Annotated in this window: 17 protein-coding genes and 1 tRNA gene; 6 read left to right on the plus strand and 12 right to left on the minus strand. The window is 71.4% G+C overall.

The features are described from left to right. The first annotated feature begins 106 nt into the window (after positions 1-106). On the plus strand, positions 107-613 hold the full coding sequence (locus tag FEF34_RS38210) for a hypothetical protein (RefSeq protein WP_138058050.1): 507 nt from the start codon (positions 107-109) through the stop codon (positions 611-613). Between the two features lie 377 nt (positions 614-990). Beyond that, positions 991-2,010 (plus strand): hypothetical protein, encoded by a 1,020-nt coding sequence (locus FEF34_RS38215; protein ID WP_138058051.1) that lies wholly within the window; start codon positions 991-993, stop codon positions 2,008-2,010. A 179-nt stretch (positions 2,011-2,189) separates the two neighbouring features. Here FEF34_RS38215 and FEF34_RS38220 read toward each other — a convergent pair whose 3' ends face one another. The 6 genes from FEF34_RS38220 to FEF34_RS38245 form a co-directional block, all read right to left on the minus strand. Continuing rightward, complete coding sequence (locus FEF34_RS38220) at positions 2,190-4,958, minus strand: serine/threonine-protein kinase (RefSeq protein ID WP_138058052.1); 2,769 nt, start codon at positions 4,956-4,958, stop codon at positions 2,190-2,192. A gap of 368 nt (positions 4,959-5,326) precedes the next feature. Next, positions 5,327-6,553 (minus strand): putative dsRNA-binding protein, encoded by a 1,227-nt coding sequence (locus tag FEF34_RS38225; protein ID WP_138058053.1) that lies wholly within the window; start codon positions 6,551-6,553, stop codon positions 5,327-5,329. Between the two features lie 3 nt (positions 6,554-6,556). Continuing rightward, entirely contained in the window at positions 6,557-7,105 is a 549-nt protein-coding gene (locus tag FEF34_RS38230) for a hypothetical protein (protein ID WP_138058054.1), read from the minus strand. Beyond that, on the minus strand, positions 7,102-7,389 hold the full coding sequence (locus FEF34_RS38235; RefSeq protein ID WP_171053365.1) for a helix-turn-helix domain-containing protein: 288 nt from the start codon (positions 7,387-7,389) through the stop codon (positions 7,102-7,104). Before FEF34_RS38235 ends, FEF34_RS38230 begins: the two co-directional genes overlap by 4 nt. Positions 7,390-7,573: 184 nt before the next feature. Next, entirely contained in the window at positions 7,574-10,222 is a 2,649-nt protein-coding gene (locus FEF34_RS38240; protein WP_138058056.1) for a hypothetical protein, read from the minus strand. Positions 10,223-10,647: 425 nt separating this feature from the next. Next, positions 10,648-12,039 (minus strand): sporulation protein, encoded by a 1,392-nt coding sequence (locus FEF34_RS38245; RefSeq protein WP_138058057.1) that lies wholly within the window; start codon positions 12,037-12,039, stop codon positions 10,648-10,650. A 332-nt stretch (positions 12,040-12,371) separates the two neighbouring features. Here FEF34_RS38245 and FEF34_RS38250 point away from each other — a divergent pair, with 332 nt between their 5' ends. The 3 genes from FEF34_RS38250 to FEF34_RS38260 all read left to right on the plus strand — a co-directional run bounded on the left by FEF34_RS38250 (position 12,372) and on the right by FEF34_RS38260 (position 16,000). Beyond that, complete coding sequence (locus tag FEF34_RS38250; protein WP_138058058.1) at positions 12,372-14,138, plus strand: asparagine synthetase B family protein; 1,767 nt, start codon at positions 12,372-12,374, stop codon at positions 14,136-14,138. A gap of 28 nt (positions 14,139-14,166) precedes the next feature. Continuing rightward, on the plus strand, positions 14,167-14,604 hold the full coding sequence (locus FEF34_RS38255; protein ID WP_138058059.1) for an NUDIX domain-containing protein: 438 nt from the start codon (positions 14,167-14,169) through the stop codon (positions 14,602-14,604). 76 nt (positions 14,605-14,680) lie between these two features. Then, entirely contained in the window at positions 14,681-16,000 is a 1,320-nt protein-coding gene (locus FEF34_RS38260) for a UDP-glucose dehydrogenase family protein (RefSeq protein ID WP_138058060.1), read from the plus strand. 405 nt (positions 16,001-16,405) lie between these two features. Here the strand turns inward: FEF34_RS38260 and hemC are convergent, their stop codons facing one another. After that, positions 16,406-17,329, minus strand: coding sequence for a hydroxymethylbilane synthase (gene hemC / locus FEF34_RS38265; RefSeq protein WP_407698377.1), 924 nt, complete (start codon positions 17,327-17,329; stop codon positions 16,406-16,408). A gap of 128 nt (positions 17,330-17,457) precedes the next feature. On the opposite strand from hemC, the gene FEF34_RS38270 reads away from it, so the two are divergent. Beyond that, positions 17,458-17,949 carry a hypothetical protein gene (locus FEF34_RS38270; protein WP_138058061.1) on the plus strand — a complete coding sequence of 164 codons (492 nt, stop codon included), beginning with the start codon at positions 17,458-17,460 and terminating at the stop codon, positions 17,947-17,949. A gap of 78 nt (positions 17,950-18,027) precedes the next feature. Here FEF34_RS38270 and FEF34_RS38275 read toward each other — a convergent pair. The 5 genes from FEF34_RS38275 to FEF34_RS38295 all read right to left on the minus strand — a co-directional run bounded on the left by FEF34_RS38275 (position 18,028) and on the right by FEF34_RS38295 (position 24,838). Next, positions 18,028-18,101, minus strand: a tRNA-Met gene (locus tag FEF34_RS38275). A 53-nt stretch (positions 18,102-18,154) separates the two neighbouring features. Further along, positions 18,155-18,361 (minus strand): cold-shock protein, encoded by a 207-nt coding sequence (locus FEF34_RS38280; RefSeq protein WP_138058062.1) that lies wholly within the window; start codon positions 18,359-18,361, stop codon positions 18,155-18,157. 169 nt (positions 18,362-18,530) lie between these two features. Beyond that, positions 18,531-18,812: an HU family DNA-binding protein gene (locus tag FEF34_RS38285; RefSeq protein ID WP_138058063.1), complete on the minus strand. Its 282-nt coding sequence runs from the start codon at positions 18,810-18,812 to the stop codon at positions 18,531-18,533. 588 nt (positions 18,813-19,400) lie between these two features. After that, positions 19,401-20,606, minus strand: coding sequence for a hypothetical protein (locus tag FEF34_RS38290; RefSeq protein WP_138058064.1), 1,206 nt, complete (start codon positions 20,604-20,606; stop codon positions 19,401-19,403). Beyond that, the gene (locus tag FEF34_RS38295; protein ID WP_234043314.1) at positions 20,603-24,838 is read right to left on the minus strand and encodes a DEAD/DEAH box helicase; all 4,236 of its coding nucleotides are present in this window, start codon (positions 24,836-24,838) and stop codon (positions 20,603-20,605) included. Before FEF34_RS38295 ends, FEF34_RS38290 begins: the two co-directional genes overlap by 4 nt. Positions 24,839-25,036 lie beyond the last annotated feature (198 nt).

A 25,036-nucleotide genomic window follows, 5' to 3' on the forward strand; every position in this document is an offset into this window, starting at 1 on the left:
CACCACGTCCGGCGCCATCAGCCCGCCGAGCGTGCTGGCCAGATCAGCACGTCCGGGCCGCCCCCTCGGCGGCGGCCTGTCCGTGTGAGCAGGCATGATGCTCTGCATGAAGGACGAGGAAGCACCCGCGCCGGCGCTGACCCCGGCGGCGGTGCGCCGCCGGTTCACCGCTGCGGCGTGGGGCTCGGCCGTCGCCTGGCCGATACTGACCGCCGCCGTCACCCCCCTTCTTCTGTGGTGGCTGGACATGGGCTGGGATGAGGTGATGTCGGCCGGCTTCGCCGCGGCGGGTCTCCTCCCGCTCGCGCCGGTGCTCGTGTACGTCGCCGTCGACGCGGCCCGCACCGTACGCAAGGAGCAGCGGGAGGTCGCTGAGAGCGCCCGCGAACTCGTGAGCGCCGTACGTGCCGCGGGTGATCGACGGGACCTGAGCCTCGCCGCCCACCACCTCGGGACCACGATGCTGGGAGCGTCGACGGCCTTCAACACCCGTGTACTCCCCCGCCGCACCACCCGAGCTTTCGCCCGTCGGGTGATGCAGGAGGCGGACGGCGACGGGTTGAGTCCGTCGTCCCTGGACATCGTGAAGGATCTGGCGCGCATGACGGCGTAGCCCGACGCGTTCCTGGCACGGTGTGAGCAGAAGCTGATCCGTCAGATCCACGGGCAAGGGAAGGCGCGCGTCATCGGCGCTGCTCTCGCCCGTCGTCTCCTCCCCGCGCGGGTGACGCATCAGGTGTGGGCGGGAGGATGCCGGTGGCATAGCCGCGCGTGACCGCATGGGCGGAGCCGTGCCTGGGGCCGGATCTGCGCTCGGAGCAGCAGCAGTCGGCCTCGGGGCGGGCCTTGTGGCTCTGTACGCGAGAACGACAGCACTTGTTCACCTGGCCGGGCGTCATCCGGCCCGCTCTCTCGAATCGAAAAGCTCACGGGTTCGGACAGCACAGGCACGCGTGATCATGTCCGATGTGGTGGCTTAGGGTCTCCGCCATGACCAGGACTACGCCGCCGCGCCCCGTGCACGTTGAGAAGCTCTTCCCGAAGCTGGGGGCGCTTCGTGGTGTGACGACGCGCCTGCATCCGCGGCCGGGAAGTCCGGATGCGTCGGTCAGCTCGGTCGGCGGTCCTCTGCTGTGGCCGGCCGACGAACCGTGGCCGGTCTGCACCGAGCCGCACAAGCGCAGCAGCGGGTACCGCGTCGCGGACATCCGTCGCGGGCGTCAGGTGCTCGCCGATGCATGGGCCCGTGACCGACCCAACGACGAGGAACGGGTCCTGCTCAAGGAGCTCGGCCGCAGGCACCGTGAACGGGACATCGCCGACGGTGATCCGATCCCGCTGATCGGCCTGGTCCAGCTGTACCGGCGGGACGTGCCCGGCCTCCTGCCCGGCCCGGACGGCTGCGACCTGCTCCAGGTCCTCTGGTGCCCGTTCGAGGCACATGGCCCGAGCCGCCACAGCCTGGCCTTGCACGTACGCTGGCGCCACTCCGACCAGATCGCTGTGCCGCTGGACGCCCCTCCGCAGCCGATGCTCGTCGGCTTCGAGGGTGCGGTCGCCGAGCCTTGCGTGCTGCACCCCGAACAGGTCGTCACCTACCCGTACGCTGGCTCGCTGCCGACCAGGCTGTGGAGAAGGATCGACGCCTGGGAGAAAGCGGAGGAACGCAAGGCGGAAAAGCGCGGCCTGGACGACGAGCCGGTCACCTACCACCATGACCTGTCGATTCCCCAGGGCTGCCGCGTGGGTGGATTCCCCTCCTGGCACACGACCGACCCGCACCCGGTCAACTGCGAAACCTGCGCCGCACCCATGGTCCTGCTGCTGACCGTCGACAGCTCGGAGTGGAGCGGCGCCAACGGCAGCTGGATGCCCACCGAGGAATGGGATGTCGCCGAGCACCTACGGGACCGCTGCCCCACGCAACTCACGATCGGCCGAGACGGCCTGCTGAACATCTTCGCCTGCCCCACCGAGCCCGGGCACCCTCACCGATGGAGCCTCCAATAGGCGGGGCAGAGCTTCGCGGACCGGGGCGCTGTCACCTTCGGTGAACATCGAACAGGACACCGCGCAGGTGCCTCCCGAACCCGTGAACAATTGACTTCACAACAACTCGTGAACAAAGCCAGCCTTGAGCTCGCGGGCGATGTTCACGGTCTTCACGTGGTGCAGGGTGCTGGCGCTGGTCAGTTGCCGGTCGGGGGGTTCACGGCGTTGCGGATGGCCATGTCTACACCGCGCTCGCCGGCGAGTTCGTGGTAGAAGCGGGCGCTGTCGGGGTGGTCTCGCAGCGCGTCGGCGACGATCCGGGCGGCCTGGCCGCGCAGTCGGCGCAGCCAGTTGCGGGTCGCGTTCTGCTGATCGAACTCGTTGGACGCCTCGTCCCAGGTACACATGCCGCGGGCGGCCTCCTCCAGGAGGTCCCACTGCTGTTCCTCGGCAGCGTGGCGGGCAACGCCGCGTAGCCAGGCGATGGCCCGCTTGGATTCGTTGTAGTGCGGCCAGCCGGTTCCATCGCCCTGGACATGCCCGGTCATCGCCTCCACCAGGGTGCGGGTCTGCTCGGGGTGGTCCATCAGGAGCGGGGCGATCGTCTCCATGTCCAGGCCGGTCAGCACGTCGAGGTAGAGCTCGTAGTCGTCGTTGTGGTCGGCGACCAGGGCCAGCAGCCGGCGGGCGGCGTCGGCGTCCCCGTCCTGGGCGGCCGTCAGAAGTTGGTGGGCCCGTGCGACGGGCAGGCCGGTCTGCGGTGCGGTCTCCTGGTCGACCAGGTCGAGGAAGTCGGCGATCGTCTGCGGGCGCTGTCGCGGGTCGCGGTAGGTGCACCTGCGGACGATGCCTCGCCAGGGCCCTGAGGGCAGCAGCGGTACGTTCACTTCCGGCGGGAGACCGGTGAGCAGCCAGCCGATGACCTTGCCGAGGCTGTAGATGTCGCTGGTGGGCGTGGCATTGTGCGGGTCGACGGACAGCTCGGGGGCGCCGAACTCGATGGTTCCGATCTTGGTGCCGGTGCGGTTGGGGTTGGTGGTCTGTCCGCGGGGGCGGCGCACGATGCCCCAGTCGCCAAGGACCCAGCGGCCGTCGAGGAGCAGGATGTTGGCGGGCTTGATGTCGCGGTGCAGGTAGTCCAGGCGGTGGGCGTCGGCCAGGGCGGAGGCGACCGCGTCGACCAGGGCCCGCAGGGCGGTCGGATCTTGCTGCAGTTCGGGCTGCAGGCGTTCGGCGGTGTTCTGGGCCATGGGCATGACGAACCACTCGGCGCGGGGGCTGAAGTCGAGGACCGGCATCACGTGACGGTTGGTGCCGAGTTTCTGTGCCACCTCAATCTCGCGCAGCATCCGCGCGGTCAGGTTTTCGCGCAGCGAGCGGGGCTTCTTGAAGGCGACGACGGTCCCGGTCGCTTTGTGTACGGCCTCGTGGACGATGCCCATGCCGCCCTTGCCGTCCGGCAGCGGGAACTTCTCCAGCGCGTAGTCGCTCCTCGCGCCGCGGGCCAGGCGGCGTACCTCGGCGTAGGCGTCGACGGCCGGCGGCAGAGGGTCCGGGGCGCTCGTCGCGGCGGCTGCCGCGTGGCCGGTGACCTTCATCAGCACGGGGTGGACGGCGTCGGTGTCGTTCGTCGGCCGCGCTCCCAGCAGGTACGCGGGTCCGCCCGCCGGGTTCTGGACGAGTCCGAGGACGTCGCCGAGCTGTACTTCGGCGACCGTGGTGCTGGTGCGGCCGGCGGTGTCGAGGACGTGCAGTTCCACGCCGACGCCCGAGCCGGCCCGCCCCGCCACCAGGACGGTGTCGCCGCCGCTGCGGGCGAGGTGTCCCGGGTAGGACACCGGGGTCAGCATCCAGTCCTCGCGTGTTCCGGCGCTGGTGCTGACGGCGAGGTCGACGATGGCACTGTGGCCGCCGGCGGCGAGGAGGAAGCGCCGCTCGCCGAGCCAGGCGGCCGAGCGGACCGCCGCGTCGAAGTCGAGGGCGAAGCGCTGCTGGTCGCCCACCTGCTCGTCGAGGCGCGTGAGCGCCAGGGTCGAGCCGGTTCCGGTGCCGAGCGTCGCTCCGGACCCGGACAGGACCCACACGCTGGAGTCGGGGCCGAGCAGCAGGCTGGCGTTCGCCTCGAATCCGCCGCCGACCGCCCGCAGCACGCCGTCGCGCCACTGCACCACGGCCGGCCCGCACAGCACCCACACCGAGCCGTCCGCCGACACTGCCGCGGCGCCGTGGACGCCGGGCAGGGGCAGCCGCCACCTGGTTCCACCCCGCTGCAGGTCTACTTCCGCGACACCCGCCTCGGTGGTGATCAGCGCGCGGGCGACGGATTCCCAGGCCATCCCGGTCGGGCGCACCGGCCAGGACTCGCCGGACAGGACGACGCTGAGGTCGACGCCGGCCGGTGTCTGGGACGGCACGCTCGGCGCCCCGGACGGGCGAGCCTCCGGGGCCAGCGCCGGGGCGGGATCCGCAGGTTCATGCAGCAGGAGCTCGTGGAGCGGAGTGTGCGGTGGTCGTGGCGGCCGGAAGGCCGCGCGGATCAGAGCGGTGAGCGAGGTGAGGTCGCAGACGGCGGCCTCGAGATGGTCCCGGTCCAGGAGGACGCCCTGCGTCCGCAGGACGGCACTCACCCCCTCGGCGCCGATCTCCTGGCCTGCGACCCTCGCGCAGATCAGGACCCATCGCACGCCCGGCCCGAGGTCGCGCTCGCGGGCGGTCGCCGCGGCGCGGGCCGCGGTGACCGCGTCCTCGCCCACTGCGGTCGTCACCGTGATCGCGTAGTCGCGTCCGGCGAGCTCGAAGAACACGGCCGGCTCATCGGGCGAGCGGTAGACGAGCGTCGCATCGGGGTCGGTACGCCGGATCAGCGCCGCCACGACGTCGACCAGGAGCCGGTGGCGGTCCCCCTCCGACAGTTCGTCGCTGTGGACCTGGCCGTACTCGGCCAGCAGTTCCCGTACGTCCTGCATCGCCCCGCCCGTGCGTCGTGCCTGCCCGGGCGCTGCGCCCGCCGGGGCGATTGTCCCGCACGGCGCGGGCTCCCCATGCCGAATCAGCCGGACCGGTCACCGCCCGCCAGCGGAGAACACTTGGCGGGTGTCTGTCCGGCCAGGCAGCCGCGCGGGGCCGTGCTCGGCCTGGCGGGACTGGGCGAAGGCGTGAGTGGGGTGGTGCCGGCACGGGGACGTTCGGGACTGCGCACGGAAGCTGCGCAGCACGGCCCGGGAGCTCGGGGTACCGCGGGCCACGTCCAAGGGGGCGCACGGCGGGGGACGCGACCGGCAACGAGGCGCAGGGGCCTCCATGGCCGGTCGTGGCTCTGCCGTGGTGACGGAGATCAGCCTTGCTCGGATCGGTCCCGGAGTGCGCTGACCTGACGCAACAGTGCGCCGGCGGCGTTGGTCTTGGCCGCCTTCTTGGTGGACCCGGTGGACATGGCAGTCAGACCTTGCCCTTGATGAGTTGCGTGTGCTGCGCACAGGAAGGTGAGCCGATGTGCCGGTCCGCTGCTGCTGAACGAGTATTCCAGGCCGCTGATAGCCCCGCGCTGCTGGAGCTCGTGAAGGGTGGTGAGCGGTGACTCGTCGAGGACCTGCTGAACCGTGAGTTTCACGGTCCCGTCCGGGACAACGCCACCGGTCACCAGCCGCGCCACTTGATCGGTGGCGCCCTGGGCGGCAGTGGAGTACCGGGGGACCCAACTTGTCCTGATAGTACGGATGCGTGCGAGATGGGGATGTTCAAGGAGACGCTGGATCACAGGAGGCGCCGACGGGCACAACACCTGCCGGAGAGACCTCGTGGGTTTCGGAGGCTGCAGGCGATCCACCGTGCCCTGGCTGTCGTTGTAGATCACCGGATGTTCGTGGCCAGCCGCTCGTGCATAGAGGAAGGCGAGCAGGACCGCAGCCGTCTCACCCCACGCCGAGTCGATCGCTTCGGGCAGTGGGACGAACATCACCGGCCCGACTGGAGCGCTGTCCTTGGTCTCCACGAAAGCACAGACACCCTGCCCGTTGCGGTCCGTGTAGTCAGCGGTGAAGCCGGGTTCCCCCGCCAGCCTGGTGAGGCGCTCCGTCCGCCGCTTCGTGCTCTTCATGGAGGTTTCGAGCGCGGCGATCAGATGGTCGAACGGCAGGCACTCCTTGCGCCCGGCGACAGCGTTCTCCAGCCGGTCCACCACCGTCAGCCGGGGGTCGAGGAGACGGTGGGGGGAGGGGCCGGTTTCAGTCACCATCGTGAACATGTCGCGTAGGTGGCGGATCTCCGGGGGGAGAGGCAGTCTCTCGCCTGCGGCGAGCCGGAGCACGTACTCGTTGGTCTCAGAGGAGGCGTTGACTCGGACTGCCGTCCCCCTCGGCAGCGGAAGGAGACAGACCGCCACGCCGATGATCTCTGCCCCGACCACGCCGGTGCCGTCATCTGGGCGCCGGATGACGGAGTTGCCCTTGTGCCCCGACACGCGGGCACGCATGAAGGCCACGTACTGCCAGCCATCGCCTGGCGCGGCGCCCGCCACGTGGACCGAGGTCGGCGGCTGATCGAAGCGGTTGCTACTGGGCATCTGTCACCCCATGGCCGGCAGTGGCCGGCCATGGCCGGCAGTCGGCTCCGGATCTCCTTGTACCTCCCGCGGGCCGCGGCCGCCGTGCCGGCACCACGGGCACCACGGCTGGAGCCTGCTGTGGCTCCGTTGGCTGACAATCGCTGCGAGGCTCGTCACGAGGATCACCTCGAACGCGACGATCTCGAGAGCCGTCCACTCTCGCGTGAGGGCGAGCAGGAACACGGCCATCACAGACACGTTGAAGACGGCCAGGACCACTGACGCATGGTAGAGCCTGAGGAGGCTCCTCCGTTTGCTGGCTGTCTCCTGGGGGTTCAGGGGCATCTCCTCGACACAGCGCTCACACAGCCGTCCATGGTGGCGGTACATGGCTGCGAGGCCGCTGCCTGCCGCAATCAGCAGTCCGACGGAGAGAGCGATGGCGACGCTTCTCGGCAAGGGAAGTGGACGCACCACGAAGGAAGCGACCAAATAGCCGACGTACAGCCCGTATCCGTAGTGGCGGTGTTTCCAGGAACGCCGCTGGTCGAACCACCTCAGGCGGCTCACGCGGTCACCTCGCGAGGCGAGGTAGCCGCGCTGCGCGGCTGGGCGGATCTCGGAGTCAGAGTGACGGTAATGGTGGCGTCGAGACCTTCGGCGATCCTCACCAGCAGTTCCAGGCTGGGCAGGGAGCGGGCGGCCTCCAAGCGTGAGACATGAGGCTGACGCGTCCCTGCCCGCGAGGCGAGATCGGACTGGCTGACGCCCTTCTCGTGGCGCAGGTCATGGACCTGCTGGGCGATGGCATAGGCAAGGTCGCGTACTGCCTGATCGTCTGAAGCCCGAGTCATACCGCGAACGGTATACATACCGATTCCGGTATGGCAAACCGGCGCCGCAGCCCCACGCGCGGGATGGCACGCCCACTGCCTCGGTGGTCCAGCGCCCGGCACGGCTGCCGGGTTGAGGATCTCAACGCAGGCCCCTCTGCCATATCCCGATCGTGGGGCGGCGGTGCGCGGCGGCCCGTTGTGGTCAGTCGTCTTCGTGCTGGCGGCCGTGGAACATCATCGAGGTCCCGCCTTCGGGCAGGTACCAGCCGTCCGCGGCCATGTACGGCAGGATGTAGGTCGGGTTGGTGTCGGTGTTCAGGTCCGATTCCGGGTCGGTGATGTCCCGGATCACCCGGCGCTGGATCTCCCGGAAGTCGTAGCTGTCGGGTCCGTCGACCTCCCAGGTGATGTCGCGTAGGACGGCTTCGTGCTCGTTCGGATCACCTGTCGCGGTGGCGGTCTCGATCATGGGGTGGGCCTCCATCAGTCCGCCGTACAGGCACAGGACGATGAGGAGCTGGCTGACGCGGTCGGAGAAGTCGCCGAAGCCGTACTCCTGGCCGCAGCCGCAGGACGGGTCATGCGCGTGGACGTCGAGTTCCACCTCGTAGGGCTTGCCGGTCAGCGCGTACGCGGGCAAGGCCTGGGTCTGTCCGCTCGGGCAGGGGTGCGTAGTGTCGAACAGGTTGATCCACACCTTGACCCTCGTGGCCGCGAAGCCCGTGTATTCGGCTTCGAGAGCCTTCTCCAGGCGCTGGTGGGCGGCGTAGGCCCTCTCGTCGACGCTCTTCCAGCCTTCGCCGAGCCGGTGTCCGGCCAGATGCAGGAACTGGTTGGTCAGCAGGGACAGTTCATCGAGCGTGGGCAGCGACTCGTCCGACGTGGCGGGGCTCGTCTCGGTCGCCGGGGCGTCATCCCCGCGGTTCGATGGATGGTCGGAGGGCCAGACCTCGGTGAGTTCGTCCCCGGGTTCGGCCCGGCGGATCAGCGCGACGTCCGACAGCGTCAGCCCGAACACGGAGCGGCCGTCCGACACCTGCAGCCACGGCACGTCGCGGGGGCCGGTGCTGTGCGCGTTCACGCTGGTGATGTCGACGCAGATCTCCACGGGTTCGGGGAGCTGCGCAGCGGGCCCGAGCCACAGTGCGTGGACCCTGGTCTTCACGGGGAGGAACTGCTGCGCCTGGCGCACCGCGTGGGGGGCGTGGTCCGAGGGAATCCACCAGCCGCTGCGGGCCCACGCCTGGTCGGCGTCGACCGCGTCGCGCCCGTCGAGGTCGTAGAGGGCTTCAGCCGCCTGCTGGCGGGCTTCCTCCCGGATCGCACGGCACAGGTCGTTCGCGGGCGCGGTGCTTCCCAGGCCCTGGGCATCGACTCCGGCCACTCCTGCGCCGTCCCAGACCGGGACGCCGGCCAGCGTAAAGGGGATCTTGCCCAGGACGACAGCGACCTGGTTCGCCCGGTCGATCCCGTGGGTGAGGTGGGCGTCGGCCCGGCTCCGGGCGGGGCGGTCGTCGTCAGGCTGCGCTCCGTACCGGCGGCGGGGGTCGTCGGGTTCTTCATCCAGGCTGTGCCCGAGGAGCATCGGGAACAGCTGGTACTTGAGCAGCGCTTCGAGCCCGTACTCGACGTTCGAGGCGTCCCCGCTGACGGCGAAGGGCTTCATGGTCTGCCCGAGTCCGTCGCTGAGGGAGTGGACGACGTGGAAGGGGGTGCGGTGGCGGTCGCGCTCGTGGCTCTGGGTCGTGAAAGCCACGGCGTAGGCGATGGCGGCGGGCCACAGGGCGTCGCGCCAGCGCACTCCGGATTCCCGGCACAGGGCCTTCGCCGCGGCGCGGGCGGTGGGGTCGTGGCGGTCGACGGCGTCGACGAGCGCGGCCAGGGTCGCGCCGGCGCCCAGGTGCTTGAACGCCTCGTGCCGGTGAGCGGGCGGCGGGAGCCAGATCCAGGATCGCTCCAGCGGCTCACCCCAACGTTCCATGACGATCGGCCAGCCGCCGCGCTCCTTCAGTTCGCGGTCGAGCCGCGTGCCCAGGTTGGGGCCGCAGGTCAGGGCGAGGACGGCCGCGACCGCGTCCCATCCCGCCGGAGCGGCCAGGTCGTCGTGGAGAAGCCGGTCGAGTTGGACCGCGAGGTACGGCAGATCGGTGCGGTAGGCCTGGTCGCCGTCGAAGATGCAGGCGGGGCACACGGGGATGGCGCTGGGCGAGTTCTTCAGCAGATGGTGCTCGGGATACCGGTCTGCGCAGATCGGACACGACGCGGTGGAGTGCTCTTCTGTGCCCCAAACCCGGTGGAGCCGGGTCTTTCCGAGCTTGGAGTCCATGCGGCGCGCGGTGACGCGGACGGCTTCGGTGGAGCAGTCCGCGAGGCCGTCCTCGAAGTCCTCGACAGTCGCGTTGCCCGACGGGCACATCGAGGTCAGGTACAGCGGCTTGGTCAGGTCCGATTGGCCCGGGTCATCCGGATCGTGTTCATCGCCGTCGGCATCGTCATCTGCGCGTCCCACGGACAAGCTGAGACCCGCGACAGGCCCCGCGTAGACCGTGAGGCCGAAGCAGTCCACCTCGGGCTCATGGTCGCCGGCTCCCCATCCCAGGAGACGGAGCTCCGCGACCAGGTCCTTCAGGTAGTCCCTCGCGAGCATGCGGCTGGGGACTCGGGCGGCCGCAGCCGGGTCGGTGAGAATCCGGACGGCCTCCGCACGGCCGGCCGCGTCCAGGACCCGGGGCAGCAGTTTGCGCTCGGCGGCGTCGACGACGCGTTCCAGAGCCCGCTGGTATCCGCAGCCGGTCGCCTTGTTGAGCGCCCGGGCGATCTGCTGGCGGTTGGTGACGTTCTTCGATGACAAGACAGCTCCTGCACGCTCCGCGTCATGCCGCCCCACCACGACAAACGCCGAGTGCGCAAAGGCGGTCAAAGACGAGAGAAACGCCATGCATCACCACTGCGTCACCTCCCAGCGGCAGCTGGATTCACCAGAGCCCGGAGGTGGGTCCGGGCAAGGCACGCCTCGCGGTGATGTGCGTCCGCACGATGCTACCCGGACGTCTTTCTGCAGAGGGCGGAACGGGTGACGTTCTCCTGGCCAACGGTGCGGCCCTTGCAGCTCTGGTGGCCGATGCGGGCGGGAGGGAGCAGGCATGCTCAGCCGCCTCTCGGCTCGAACAAGCGGCTGAGCACAGATATCCGTACGCGATGGCGCATGAGGAAGTCGTACGCGACTGAGCACGTTCGCCCGTACTTCCCCCTTCCTCGAGGAGGGGGAAGGCCGTCTCAGGCGGCGACGCCGAGCTCGGTGCGAGTGCGGTGGAGGAACTCGCGGACGGCCGGCTCGCGCCGCCAGGGGGCGAGGGCGGTGTTGAACTCGCGGACGTAGTCCTTAGCCCGGGAGGACTGGACGCGGGCGAGAATGTCCACGGACCGGTTGCCGAGCTCCAGGCCCTGGTCCAGCTGGCGGGCCTGGAGGTGGGCGGTCCCCACGATCGCCAGCCGCATCCCGACCGAGCGGGTGAACACCCCGGACGGCATAGCGGCGGCCTGCTGGTTCCAGGCGAGAGCCGCCTTGGGATTCTTCAGGTCGCGGAAAACCTCGGCGGCGTCGGCGGAGAGGCGGGCATGGTGATAGAAGTCGATCCAGGCAGGCTCTGAGCCGCTGGATGCCTCGGCCTGGCCCAGGAGGTCCTCGGACGCCGCAAGGGCCCGTGAGGCGGCCTTGGCGTCCCTTTCCCGGGCATGGGCACGGGCCTCGATCAGCTTGGTGAACGCCAGCACCCTGGGGGCGGCCTGCCCCTTGGCCCGCTCGAAGGCTCCCTGGGCCATGTCGACGGCCTCGGAGCCGAAGCCCCGCAGCAGCGACTGCATCGCCATCGTGGTGAGGACATAGCAGCCGAGCTGGACGTCGCCGCCCGCGCGGGCCAGGCGGAGGGCCTGGATGAAGTGCCGCTGGGCGACGTCGTGCTGGCCCACGTCGAAGGCCGTCCACCCCGCCAGCCGTGACAGCTCGGAGGTCACGGAGAACAGGTCCCGGCCGACTGCGTCGGTGAAGGAGCCCCGCAGCAGCGGGGCAGCCCGTTCCTGGAGGCAGACGGTGACGGAGTTGGCCTTCCAGTTCCCGCCGCCGTATTTGGAGTCCCAGCGGCGGGCCTCGTCGGCCGCGTCGCGGAGTTCTTCCAGGTCGGCCCGGCCGACTTTCTTGCCGCCGGCCATGTCTGCGGCGTCGTCGGCGGGGGCGACCAGCCAGCGGGTCACGGGGGTGGTGAACGCGGACACGGCGAAGCCGGATCCGGTCAGGAAGTCGCGGCGGTTCACGAAACTCCAGAACGAGGTGGCCACTCGGACCGCATCGCCACGGTCCCGCGGGAAATCCAACCCCACATCCGCGTCCGGTGTCTCCGCATCGCCCATACCGATTTCAGACAGAGACACCGGCCGGCCGAGTCGTTCGCCGATGGCCTGCGCGAGCAACGTCGGCACCGGCCACTTGGGGATCATGCCTCGCATGCACCAGTTCGCGACGGACGTGTGTGAGTAGTCCGTCTCCAGCCCTGCCTGCTGGGCGAGCTGGTTGACCCGCAGGGCCAACGACTTGTGGCTCGCGCCGCAGGTCTCGATGAGCCGGGCCAGGTCCGCGTTCGGCGGACGCTTCCGACGGCTGGTCGACGCCACCAGAAATCCCCTCTTCCTCCAGGTCAGCAATGCGGTGAGGACGCTGACGAGGAAACGCCACGGGGCCGGATCGCGCGAGCGCGGATTCAGCCGCACTGCTTCCGGCCGGGTCGGGAAGGACGGTTGTCCTCCGCCACGGGACACCGAGGGTATTGCCCTGCGGACCCTGAGTGAACCGCTTTCGCGAGTTGTGAGCCCCCCTGCGAGCCCTCCCTGACACCACCGGCCAGCGGGTGTGATGAGGGCACTGGCCGCCGCCGGGACGCCAGGAAGGGGCTCCCGGCGGCGACCGCCGCCAAGGCGCCACGACTTCACGCTCGGGGGTGAACCAGATGTGCGGAATCGCAGGACTGGCCGGAGGAGATGCTCTCCGGCACGAGAAGACCGTCGCCGCGATGGGCGACTCGCAGCACTACCGCAGCCCGGACGGCACCATGCACGCCGCCGCCCGGGACGGGCGGGCGGTGCTGGCCATGAACACCCTCCTGATCGTCGACCCGCAGGCCACGCCCGGCCCCTACCTCGACCGGGACACCGGACTCCTGCTGGCCTTCAACGGGGAGATCTACAACTGGCGGCAGCAGGCCGCCGCCTGGGGCATCACGATCGGCGAGCGGGAGTCGGACGCCCACTTCCTGCTGCGGGCCTGGGCCAAGCTCGGCCCGTCCTGCCTGGACGGCCTCGACGGCATGTTCGCGATCTCCGTCTATGACCCGCGGACCGCGAAGCTGTTCCTCGCCCGCGACCGGCTGGGCGAGAAACCGCTTTACTGGCGGCTGGACGGCGGCCGGCTCGCGTTCGCCTCCGAGGTCACCACGCTGACCGGCTACGGGCCGGCCCCGCTGGTCTTACGGCCCGAGGTCACCGCGATCGAGACGCCGACCGGGGTGGACACCCCATTCCAGGGGATCCAGTTGCTGGCCCCGGCCACGTTGCTGTCCTTCGACGTCACCACCGGCTCGATCGACCAGATGACCTGGTGGCACCTCGAGGACCGGGCCCCGTTCACCGGCACCTACGACGAGGCCCTGGCGAAGTTCTCGACCATCCTGGCCGAGCAGATCCCCCTCCGGTCTCCGGCCTGCGACTTCGCTCTCCTCCTCTCGGGCGGGCTGGACTCGGCGGTGCTGGCCTACCTCATGCGGCCCCCGGTCTGCGTCACGGTCCGCTACCCGGGCCAGGACCGCCTGGACGAGTCCTCCACGGCCGCCATGATCGCCCGGGACATCAAGGCCGAACTGGTGGTGATCGAGCCGGACCACGTCGACTTCGCCCATGCCCTGCCGCACATGACGCGGGCCCTGGACTACCCGATGGGCAACGCGTCCACGTTCTCCGAGCACATGGCCTACCGGAAGATCTCCGACCTCGGTCTGCGGGTCGTGATCGGCGGGCTCGGACCGGACGAGTTCCTCATGGGCTACGTCCGCCAGGCCCTGGTCCTCTTCGGCCCCGAAGCCGTCCTGAACGCCGGGCTGGAGGCATACCGGCCACTGGCCGCCAAGCTCCTGCACACCGCCGGCGAACCCCTTGACCCGGCGGAGGCGGTCACCCGGCTGATCCTGCGCGGACCGGACCCGGACGGGCGGGTGAAGGACCTGGTCGCCGACGCGATGGCCCGGGCCGGCGGGGACCTGGCCCGCAGCCTGACACTGGCCGACCTGGCCACGGCCTGGAGGCCGCTGGTGATGACCAGCGACAAACTCGCCTCCGCCTGCGCACTCGAACGGCGGTCCCCCTACCTCGCCCGCGACCTGGTCGAGTTCTCCTACCGGCTGCCGGTCGAGCACAAGATCACCCACCCGGCCCAGGGCAAGCGGATCCTGCGGGACGCGGCCAAGGCCCTCGGCCTGCCCCGCGAGGTCTGGGCCAGCCGGGACAAGCTCGGCTTCGCCTCCCCGGTCCCCAGTTGGCTCAACGGCGACCTCGCCGACTGGGCCGACTCCCAAATCCGCATGGCCCTCACCGATGCGCCGACGGGCTTCCGTCCCCTCCTCGAGGGGGGTCTGGCCCACGGCGGCCGGTTCGACCGCACCCGCATGCAGGCCCTGATGACAGCCGCCTGGTTCTCCGACCGGACCGTCCGGGCTGCCGCGTGATCCCCAACCGCCCCACTAGCGTGTCGGAATGCACTCCGACACCCCCGCCAGCCCGGAGCCGGGCCCCGCCCGCGGAGCCGTCGCAATCATCACCAACCGCCGCGGCGAACTCCTCCTCCACCTCCGCGACGACCTCCCCCACATCGCCTGGCCCGCCCACTGGAGCCTCCTGGGCGGCGGCTGCGACCCCGGCGAGGACCCGGCCACCGCGATCGTCCGCGAACTCGACGAAGAAGCCGGCCTGGCCGCCGACTCCCTCACCGAGCTGTTCGAGATCACCGACCACCGCGGCTCCGGGCAGATCATCACCTTCTTCGCCGCCACCTGGGACGGCGACGAGACCAGCCTCCCGCTCTCCGAGGGCGTCAAGCTCCAGTTCTTCGCCCCCGAGCACCTCGGCATCCTCACGATCCCGCCGTTCATCCGGGACGGGATCCACCGCTATCTGGCCGCCGGGCCCTCCTGACCACCCCGCCCTTCCGGGCGGGGTGGTCAGGGTGGGGCCGCCAGCGGCGGCCCCACCCGAAGGGACGACCCCGCTCATGAAGATGACCGTCATCGGATGCGGCTACCTCGGCGCCACCCACGCCGCCTGCATGGCCGAGCTCGGCCACGAGGTCCTGGGCATGGACTCCGACATCGACAAGGTCCACACCCTCAACTCCGGCAAGGCCCCGTTCTTCGAACGCGACCTCGACGACCTCCTCGCCAAGCACACCGCCTCCGGCCAGCTGAAGTTCACCGCCTCCTACGGCGAGGCCGCCGACTTCGCCGACCTGCACTTCATCGGCGTCGGAACCCCGAACCAGCCCAACAGCGACGCCTACGACCTCACCCACCTCTTCGACGCCGTCCGCCGCCTGGCCCCCGGCCTGACGACCCCGGCCGTCGTCGCGGTCAAGTCCACCGTCCCTGTCGGCACCGCACCCCGCGTCGCCGAGATCCTGCGCAAGTACGCCCCCGCCGGGGACCTCATCGAGGTCGCCTGGAACCCCGAGTTCCTCCGCGAGTCCTTCGCGGTCGACGACACCCTCCGCCCCGACCGCCTCGTCCTCGGCTTCAACACCACCCACTCCCGGGCCGAAGCGGTGCTGCGGCAGGCGTTCGAGAAGATCATCGAGTCGGGGACGCCCACCATCGTCACGGACTGGGCCACCGCCGAGCTCGCCAAGGGCGCCGCGAACTCCTACCTCGCCACCAAGATCTCCTTCATCAATGCGATGGCCGAGGTCTGCGAAGCCTCCGGCGCCAACGTCGCCGGGCTCGCCGACATTCTCGGCCACGACCACCGCATCGGCCGCCACGGCATGCGGCCCGGCCTCGGCTTCGGCGGCGGCTGCCTGCCCAAGGACCTCGCCGGGTTCATCACCCGCGCCGACGAGCTCGACGCCGGCCAGGCCGTCGGCATCCTCCGCGAAGCCGCCGCCGTCAACGCCCGCCGCCGCCAGCGCGTCATCGCTCTCGCCCGCGAGGAACTCGGGACCGACCTGCGCGGCAAGCGGATCACCGTCTGGGGCGCCGCCTTCAAGCCCGAGACCGACGACATCCGCGACTCGCCCGCCCTCGCCGTCGCCCAGACCCTCCACGACCTCGGCGCCACCGTCACCGTCACCGACCCCAAGGCCCTCGACAACGCCCGCAAGCTCCACCCCGAGCTCGACTACGTCGAAGACCCCATCGCCGCCGTCGACGACGCCGATCTCCTCCTCCACCTCACCGAGTGGCACCACTTCACCACCATCGACCCCAAGCGCCTCGCCACCCGCACCACCACCCCCAAGGTCATCGACGCCCGCGGCACCCTCAACACCGCCCAGTGGCGCGACGCCGACTGGATCACCCGCGCACTCGGCCGCCGCTGAGGCAGCCTGGCCAAGAGCCCCGGGCAGTCAGGGACAGAACCCGAGCAAGTCGGACGTCAGCGGCCCCCTCGCAGCATGGGGCCGCTGACGGCGTTCCTGCGGTCAAAGAGCCGGGACATCGACGGGACCGAGTAACCCAGCACATCCAACGGAGGCCTCTCATCCGGCCCTCCGCATTTCCTTAAACGGATCAAGCAAGGCGTTAAAGGAAGCTCCGCCACTTCACCCAGCAGAGTGATCCAGGCGAAACCTCAGAGGCCCGGCCCGAGCTGAGCACATGGACTTGACAGGGAACGCGATGGGGACGAACTCCGGCACGGTGCCGGGGCTCATGCGGGTGATCTCCCCCTGCCATCAGCCAGGTGACCCGTGCTGCCGCCATGGCCGAGGCCCGGAGGAGCCCGGTCAGCGGCGCCGGGAGGAGGCGAGGAGGTCGTTGGCGCCCTGGGCGATGAGATCCTGGGCAACTGCTCGGCCCAGGGTCTGCGGGTCGGGTCCGGTCCGTGCGGCGGCCAGCATGGCCGATCCGTTTGGGGTGTAGACCCGGGCGGCCAGGTAAAGCTCTCCCGCCGCGTGGGCAGTGGCGTGGCCGGCGATCGGGGCGTGGCAGTGCCCGGCGAGGGCGCGCAGCAGCGTCCGCTCCGCGAGGGCGGCTCGGGTGGCGGCGGGATCGGTGAGCGGGGTGAGGACATCGAGGAGGTCGTGGTCGTCGGCGCGGATCTGCAGGGCGAGCTGGCCGGCGCCGAGGGCGGGCATCATCCGGTCGGTGTCGATGATCTCGGTGGCTTCGGCCTCCCGACCCAAGCGGCGTAGTCCGGCGAGGGCGAGGATCACCGCGTCGACGTCCCCGGAGCGGGTCAGGCCGAGGCGGGTGTCGGCGTTGCCGCGTACGGGGACGACGGTGAGGTGCGGGTGGGAGGCGGCGAGCTGGGCGATCCGCCGGGGCGCGGAGGTGCCGATGCGGGTGCCGGCGGGCAGGTCGTCGAGCTTGGTTCCGGCAGGGTGGACCAGAACGTCGTGGACGTCGTCGCGTCGCGGGTACAGGCACACGGTGCCGTCGGGTTCCGGCTCGTCGCCAGGCATGTCCTTCGCGCAGTGCAGCGCGAGGTCCGCGCGGCCGTCGAGAACGGCTCGGGCGACCGCGCTGGTGAAGGCGCCCTTGCCGCCGACTTCGGTCAGGGGTCCGGTCCATGTGTCGCCGGCCGTCGTGATGGGGACGAACTCCGGCACGGTGCCGGGGCTCATGCGGGTGATCTCTGCCATCAGCCAGTTGACCTGTGCTGTCGCCATGGCCGAGGCACGGCTCGCGATCCTGATGCGCTGCGTCATACCGATGCACCGTAGGCCCGATGTGGAGGTGCTCATGCCGACACGGTGTCCGTCGCCGTGAGCCGGGCTTTGCCCGTGGCGGAGAATGCGCCGGAGATGAGCGGCGTACGAGGAGGGAGGGCCGGCAGGTGGGGCGTCGTGAGCGCAAGGCGCTGGAGCCGATGGTCAACGGGCTGCGGCCGACGATCACCGATACAGGTGATGCCGGGTCCGACCGGTTCGCCTTGACGTGCCCGGAGTGCGGTGAGGTGAGCCGGCACGCCTTCGCGCTGCTGGCCCGTAGAGCGTTCGAGGAGCACGCGGACGAGAACCATCCGGCCGGGCCCAGTCCGCTGGAGCAGATCCGTACCCTCGTTGACCTGGCCGAGACCTCTCCGGGTCGGTGGGAATGCACGCTCGGGCCGAACACGTACCGGGTGTGCGAGCGCGGTGCGGGCCGGTTCGAGGTGGAGGTGGCTGGCCGCCGCGGCGTGATCGAGGCGAGGATGAGCACGCTCGACGACGTGCGGATCGCCATCGGTGGTCATGCCGGAGTAGTCGGCCGTGCTCTGGCGACGGCTGCCGCCATCGGAGCGGGCCGCGTCTGCGTCTCCCCGGACAACGTCGTCTCGCTGGAGTAAGTCAGGTCCGGCTAGGCCGAGACGGTACGGGGCTCAGACACGACGAAGGGCCCGGACGAATCCGGGCCCTTCGGTCAGTAGCGGGGACAGGATTTGAACCTGCGACCTCTGGGTTATGAGCCCAGCGAGCTACCGAGCTGCTCCACCCCGCGTCGATGAGACCACTCTACAGTGGCCGTCGCGGGGCGGTGCTCATTTTCCGGGGTCAGCCGCCGCGGACGATGTTCTCGGCCTGGGGGCCCTTCTGGCCCTGGGTCACGTCGAAGGTGACCTGCTCGCCTTCGACCAGTTCGCGGTAGCCGTTGCCGGAGATGTTGGAGTAGTGCGCGAAGACGTCCGGTCCGCCGCCGTCCTGGGAGATGAAGCCGAAGCCCTTCTCGGCGTTGAACCACTTCACGGTGCCGCTGGCCATGCGTGTGTCCTTCGAAGAATGCCGGGTGTTCGCCCGGTTGGTCTGTGGGTGGTGCTCTCCGTCGTCGGAGGGCACTCGCCGTCCGTACTACCCCGTGGGCGGGATGCCTATCCGGCTTCGGCGCGGGTGAGGCGTGCCGTTGTGCCACCCGGCGGGGCGGAGGACGGGGCTACTTGCCCTTCGCGGCTTCCTTGAGCTTCGAGCCCGCGGAGACCTTCACGCTGTAGCCGGCCGGAATCTCGATGGGGTCGCCGGTCTGCGGGTTGCGGGCGGTGCGAGCGGCACGGTGGGTGCGCTCGAAGGTCAGGAAGCCGGGGATGGTGACCTTCTCGTCGCCCTTGGCGACGACCTCACCGGTGATCTCGGCGAGGGCGGTCAGCACGGCGTCGGCGTCCTTGCGGGTCACCTCGGCGCGCTCTGCGAGGGCGGCGGTCAGCTCACTGCGGTTCATGGGCGGTGCTCCGTGGTGCTCGGGGTGCCGCAGCCGCTGGGCGGACGCGGCGGTTCTTGCGCCATCCTGCCACCGGGGTCGGACACCGCTGCGCCCCGGTGCCGGCGGCGGGTCGCACCTGTCGGGCCTACTGCGCCCGACGCCGAGCGATGGCAGTGCGAGGCCTTGGCCCCGCGTCGGCACATCAATGGACGGCGGCCCGGGCCTTCAGTACCGCCAGCAGCGGCCCGTGAAGGAGGCGGCCTACGAGCGGGCCCGCGATGCGCTGGCCGCCTTCGGCCCCGAGCACCCGCAGATCATCGTCGTGCTGCGTGAGCAGGAGGCCGACGAGGTACGCCGTCGCCTGGAGTTCGACTGGCCGGGGGCGGGGTTGCCGGCCCGCCCCGGTTGTCCGGGGCGGGCCGGCCGGCCTCGTTTGGCACCGAGGCGGTGTCCCGGCCGCTGCCACGGTCAGGACGTGCGCTGCGTCGGGAACCACCCGTCGGCAGCCGCGCGCTGTGCGCCCTTGGCAGTGGGCGCGCAGCGTCCCGGCCCTTGACGGGGGCCGGGTCTGCGGAAAAGCGTATCGGCGGGTACCGACACCGGGGCCTATCGGGCGCGGCGGTGCGCCCGGGCTGCGGTGCGTGCGGCGCGGTAGGCGTCGGCGGGGTCGGCGGAGGGGCCGGGGGCGGGCTGCCAGGTGCCGTACGGGGCGAGGTAGGGGTACCAGCGGCCGTCGGGTCCGTAGCGCAGTTGGATGCCGGCGGCGGGGTCGGTGAGCCGGTTGTGCTCGCTCTCGATGGTGGCCATGGGGGCGGGCCTGAGGGGCTGGATGTCGGCTTGGGCGCGGGCGAGGACGTCGTGGTCGACGGTGAAGGGTTCGAGGTAGACGGCGGCGCCGGTGAGGCCGCCGTGGGTGTGGGCGAGTGTGAGGTGCCCCATGCCGACGACGTCGAGGCCGAGATGGTCCATGGCCTGGGTGCGGAACGGGGCGCCGTGCGGGAGGGAGAGGAAACGGGCGATGTCGCTGCCGGTGTCCGGCCGCGGGGGCGGCGTGCCGGTGTCCAGGAGGGCTTGGGCGCGGTGGGCGGCGTCGGTGGTGAGGGCGGTGAGGGCGGCGGGGTTCGGCAGGGGCGCGGGCGGCTCGGGCAGGGGTGCGGCGAGCGGGGGGCGGGACGCGGTGAGGTCGAGGTCGACCGGCTCCGGAATCGGAGGGAGCCGGTCGGGGGCGGGTGTTTGGGGGTGGGTGGGGGCGGCCGGTTCGGTGCGGGGAGCTGGTCCTTGGCGGGGCACCGTGGTGCGTGCCGACGTGCGCAGGCGCTTCTTCAGGTGGTGGTGGGCGCGGCCGCGGAGAGTGAACAGCGGTGCGGGGGCGGTGCGCAGCCGTTCGGTGAGGAGGAGTCCGACGGCGACGGAGTGCGCGCACGGGGCAATCGCGTCGGGGGTGCAGGTGCAGGTGTGGGTGATGTCGTGTGGTGCGGGGAGCAGGGGGATGCCGGCGGTGCGGGCGGGGTCGGTGAGTTCGTCGCTGATGGCGGCGGTGCCGGCGAGGCGGGTGGCGTCGGGGTGCGCGCAGATGGCGTGTTCGATGAGGTCCCACTGCTGGGGGGTGAGCTGTTCGACGAGGAGGCGGGGCCGGGCGACGCGGCCGTCGGGCAGGGTGAATTTGGTGGTGGCGAAGCCCTCGTTGACGTTGAGCGCGGCCGCGGTGTCCAGGAGGCTGCGGGCGGCGTTCACGGTCGCGGGGTCGGTGGTGGCGGTGAGCACGGTGGTCAGGGCGTGGGCCCATCGGGCGGTGGTGTGGGGGGTGGTCATCGGTGGGCTCCCAGGGTCACCAGGTCGGCGAGTTCGCGGTCGGTGAGCTGCCCGAGGGCGTGGTCTCCGCTGGTCAGGACGGCGGAGGCCAGGGCGCGCTTGTGGGTGAGGAGTTCGTCGATGCGGTCTTCGATGGTGTGCTCGGTGACCATGCGGTGCACGTGGACGGTCTGCTGCTGGCCGATGCGGTGGGCGCGGTCGGTGGCCTGGTCCTCGACGGCGGCGTTCCACGAGCGGTCGTAGTGGATGACGTGGCCGGCGCGGGTGAGGGTCAGGCCGGTGCCGGCGGCTTTGAGGGAGAGGATCATCACCGGGTGCCGGCCTTCCTGGAAGGCGTCGACCATGCGCTGTCGTTCGGGCAGCGGTGTCGCGCCGTGCAGGAACAGCGGGTTGTAGCCGTGGTGGTCGAGGTGGTGGTGGAGGAGCCGGCCCATGGTGACGTAGCTGGTGAAGATGAGGGAGGCCTCCTGGCGCTGGCCGATCGTCTCCAGCAGTTCCATCAGGGCCGCGGTCTTGGCGGAGCGTGCGGTGAACGCCGCCTGCTCGTCCGCGGCGATGGGCGGTTGTTCGCGCAGGTAGTGGGCCGGGTGGTTGGTGATCTGCTTCAGCGCGGTGATCAGCTTGAAGACCAGGCCGTTGCGGGTGATGCCGCGGCTGGCCTGGATCTGCTGGAGGGTTTCGCGGACCACGGCTTCGTACAGGCCGGCCTGTTCGGTGGTGAGCTGCACCAGGCGGGGCCGGTCGATCTTGGCGGGGAGGTCGGGGGCGATGCCGGGGTCGGTCTTGCGGCGCCGCAGGAGGAACGGGGCGACGACGCGGCCCAGTTCGGTGGCTTCACGGCCCGAGGGGTCCTTCTCGGCGGCGTTCGCCCAGCGGGAGCGGAAGGTCTTCAGCGGCCCGAACAGGGAGGGGTTGGCCCAGTCCAGCAGCGCCCACAGTTCGGAGAGGTTGTTCTCGACCGGTGTGCCGGTGAGCGCCAGGCGGGTGGTGGAGGGCAGGGCGCGCAGTTGCCGGGCGGTGGCGGAGGCGGGGTTCTTGGCGTGCTGGGCCTCGTCGGCGATGACCAGGGACCAGGTGCGGGCGGCCAGGCGGGCGGTGTCGCGGCGCAGGATGCCGTAGGTGGTGACGACCAGCGTGGTGTCGGTGACGTCATCCAGGGTGCGGTCGGGGCCGTGGTAGGGAAGGACGTGCAGGTCGGGGGCGAAGCGGGCGGCTTCGCGGCACCAGGTGGTGACCAGGGAGGCGGGGCAGATCACCAGGGTGGGGCCCGGGGTGCGCTGCTGGTGGTGAAGGGTGAAGGCGAGCGCGGTCAGCGTCTTGCCCAGGCCCATGTCGTCGGCGAGGACGGCGCCGAAGCCGAGGCGGGTGGTGTGGGCGAGCCAGGTCAGGGCCCGGTGCTGGTAGGCGCGCAGGGACGCGCGCAGTGCGGGCGGGGTGGGGACCGGTTCGGGGTGGTGCTCCCCGCTGTGCAGCACGCCGATCATGTCGGCGAGCGCGCCGGCCGGTCGGCAGGGGACGTCGGTGTCGTCGACGGTGACGGTGCCGGTCAGGGCCGCGGTCAGCGCCTGGGTGCCGGGCAGTTGGCCCAGCAGGCGGTGGCGGGCCCGGCGCCGCAGGACCGGGTCGGCCAGGACCCATCGGCCGCGTACCCGCACCAGGGGCCGGGCTGCCTCGGCGAGGGTGTCCATCTCCTCCTCGCTCAAGGCCGTGCCGTCCAGCGCCACCTGCCAGCGGAAGTCGAGCAGCGCGGTCACGCTGAACCGCGGCGGCTGCCCCGTCGGCCGACGGTCGGCGTGGTGGGTGGCGGGGTCGGGTTCGGTGCCGATCACGGCGGAGGTTTGAAGGGCGGTGCGCAGGCCCTCGGGCCACACCACCTGCACCCCCGTCTCGGCGAGTTCGGTTTCCTGTTCCAGCAGCGCCTCGATCGCCGCGGGGTGCAGCGTGCTCCGCCCGGGGTGGTGCTGGCCGGCGAGTCCGGCCAGGGCCGGGCATCGACGCGCGGCGCGGCGCAGGGCGCGGGCCGCGCGGGGCCGCACGCTGTCCGCGCTCTGGCCGGCCAGGTGGGCTGTTCCGGCCCAGATGTCGGCGGCGGGCAACCCGGCTCGGGTGTCGGAGCCGGCGGGGGCCAGGTGCAGGTCGGCGGTGAGGCGGCCGGCGGCGGCCTGGTCGTCGCTGGGAGGCGCGATGTGGAGGATCAGCAGCGGGGCCGGGCCGCCGTCGGCCTGGTCCTCCACCGCGTCCAGCCATCCGCGGACCGCGCGTACGGTCGCGGGGTCGACCGGCTGCGGGGCGGCGTCCGTCCAGCCGCTGGTGCCGAACAGGGCGGCGGCCGGGGTACGGATGAGGGAGTCGGCGATCGTGTCCGCCAGGGTGGTGAGCGCGTGGCGGGCCGGGATCGTGGTGGGCGCCGCGCCGGTGGGCGCGGCGGCGGCGAGGGCGGTCAGGGCCTCCTCGGCGGCGGCCGGGAGCGGGCCGACACGCCAGATGGCCTGGTCGTCGTCGGTGAGGGCGGGGTAGGTGAGCTGGGCGGCGATGAGTTGCAGGGCGAGGTGGAGGGCTCGCTGCCAGAACACCGCGGTTACGTCCGCGCCCGGGTGGGTGCGGTGCAGGACGGGAAGGCCCTCCAGGAGCGGTACCCGCCATCCGGCCGTGCCGTCGGGGCCGGGCCCGGCGGTGAGCGGTTCGGGCAGACCGTGCAGGGGCAGTGTCTGCCGCCCGTTGTCCTTCACCCACCAGGCGGCCGACTGGCCGGCGTCGGCGGGCACGAACATCACCGCGCAGCCGGAGGCGACGGCGTCCAGCAGCAGGGCCTGCACGGACCGTTCGCCCACTTCCAGAGCAGGGCGCGATACCGCCTCGGGCGTATCGGGGGCGCGTTGCGACGCCGGGGCCGGCGGCATGGGGGCCGGTGGGGTCCGCCTCGTGTCCGTGCCGGGTTCGTTCCGGGCGTCGGCCTGGGCCGCAGTGGCGTCGTCGAGGGTGCGGAGTTTGCGCAGCAGCTTCAGTGCCGCTGCCCGGCGCGCGGTGGTCTTGTCCGGGCCGGCGGCGGTCGCCTTGACCTGGGTGCCGGTCGCCCGGTGCCGGCAGGTGTAGGTGACTTCGGCGCGGGAGCCCATGGCGCGCACACTCGCGGCGGGCTTGGTGATGGTGTCGAGCTGGTGGTGCTTGTTGAGGTGCTTGACCGGGTCCTGTCCCTGTCCGGGGATGGTGATCTTCGGTGTGGACGGTGGGGTGTCGTCGGCCGGGTGGTCCGGTTCGGGGAGGTCGGCGAGCTGGGCGAGGAGCGCGCATGCCGCGTAGTGGCGGGCCGTCTTGCGTGCTGCGGCGGAGCGCGTCGGGCCGGTCGCTGTCGACTCCCCTGTCGTCAGCCGGGCTCGCGTGTGATGGCGGCCCTGCGCGTCAACGGGCTCTTCCTCGTACGTCAGGCCGTGGTCGTGGCCGAACTGCTCGGCGTGCCAGTGCAGGAGCCGGGCGGGGGCCGGGGGCATCGCGGCCGCCCGCTCGAGGGACGCCTCGCGTACGGCGGTCCAGGCTTCACCGCGGGCGGCGAGGAGCAGGAGGTACAGGTCGCGGTGGCGTAGCCGTCCGGCGCGGGCGCGGCGCAGGGCTTCGGCTTCCAGCGTGGGGCTGGGGCCTCGTCCGGCTTCGATGTCGCGGCGCAGGTGCTGCTCGAACACCTCCGAGGGCATGCCCGGCAGGACGAGGCGCTCCGAGGTGCCGCCTGGTTCCTCGCCGGGCAGAGCGGTTCCGGCGAGACGGGCCAGGAGGGCCAGTGCCGCACGGTCCTTGGCCTCCCGGCTGGTGGGAGCGCTCTGGGCGGGCCCGGTGACCTGGGCGTCGGCCGGTCCGACCACGGCGGCGGCGGTGACCTGGGCGCCGTCGCGCGCGGCGGTGGTCTCTTCGAAGCGGGGCGGTGGCCACACCTCCACCTGCGTGTGGGCGGCCAAGACCTGCCGGGCTGTGTCGGGGGTGCGGGACAGGACGTCGGTGACGGCTTGCCGGGCGGGGGCCCAGGCCGGGGTGTCGGGTGTGGCCAGCAGCACCAGGCGCATGTCCCGCACGGTCAGCAGGCCGGCGCGGCTGCGGCGCAGGGCGTCGCGGGCCATCGCGGTGTCGTCGGTGTCCGATCCGGCGAGCTCCTTGAGCGCCTCGTGCCACTGTCCGGCGTCCGGCGCGGGTACCTCGTGGTCTTCCGGTGTCGTCGGCGTACCGGCTGTAGCCGTGAAGCTCACTCCCACTCCCCTGCATGAGCCGCCGGCATCGGAGCCGGACGGCGATCACTGACGGCATCGACCCCGCCACAGTAGGCGAGAACACCGACACGTCCGGCGTCTGTCGGGACCTGGTGCCAGCCGCCGTGGCTCGTCGGGGCTCGGTACCCGGCAGCGCCCCAGGCCCGATCGGTGGGTGAAACCGGATCCGGGCCTCCG

It is taken from the genome of Streptomyces marianii (assembly GCF_005795905.1).
Lineage (GTDB): Bacteria > Actinomycetota > Actinomycetes > Streptomycetales > Streptomycetaceae > Streptomyces > Streptomyces marianii.

Bases quoted from the DNA above. Each gene is read 5' to 3' on its own strand.
- FEF34_RS38210 (WP_138058050.1), top strand. From the start codon at position 107: ATGAAGGACGAGGAAGCACCCGCGCCGGCGCTGACCCCGGCGGCGGTG.
- FEF34_RS38215 (WP_138058051.1), top strand. From the start codon at position 991: ATGACCAGGACTACGCCGCCGCGCCCCGTGCACGTTGAGAAGCTCTTC.
- FEF34_RS38220 (WP_138058052.1), bottom strand. From the start codon at position 4,958: ATGCAGGACGTACGGGAACTGCTGGCCGAGTACGGCCAGGTCCACAGC.
- FEF34_RS38225 (WP_138058053.1), bottom strand. From the start codon at position 6,553: ATGCCCAGTAGCAACCGCTTCGATCAGCCGCCGACCTCGGTCCACGTG.
- FEF34_RS38235 (WP_171053365.1), bottom strand. From the start codon at position 7,389: ATGACTCGGGCTTCAGACGATCAGGCAGTACGCGACCTTGCCTATGCC.
- FEF34_RS38250 (WP_138058058.1), top strand. From the start codon at position 12,372: ATGTGCGGAATCGCAGGACTGGCCGGAGGAGATGCTCTCCGGCACGAG.
- FEF34_RS38255 (WP_138058059.1), top strand. From the start codon at position 14,167: ATGCACTCCGACACCCCCGCCAGCCCGGAGCCGGGCCCCGCCCGCGGA.
- FEF34_RS38260 (WP_138058060.1), top strand. From the start codon at position 14,681: ATGAAGATGACCGTCATCGGATGCGGCTACCTCGGCGCCACCCACGCC.
- hemC (WP_407698377.1), bottom strand. From the start codon at position 17,329: ATGACGCAGCGCATCAGGATCGCGAGCCGTGCCTCGGCCATGGCGACA.
- FEF34_RS38280 (WP_138058062.1), bottom strand. From the start codon at position 18,361: ATGGCCAGCGGCACCGTGAAGTGGTTCAACGCCGAGAAGGGCTTCGGC.
- FEF34_RS38285 (WP_138058063.1), bottom strand. From the start codon at position 18,812: ATGAACCGCAGTGAGCTGACCGCCGCCCTCGCAGAGCGCGCCGAGGTG.
- FEF34_RS38290 (WP_138058064.1), bottom strand. From the start codon at position 20,606: ATGACCACCCCCCACACCACCGCCCGATGGGCCCACGCCCTGACCACC.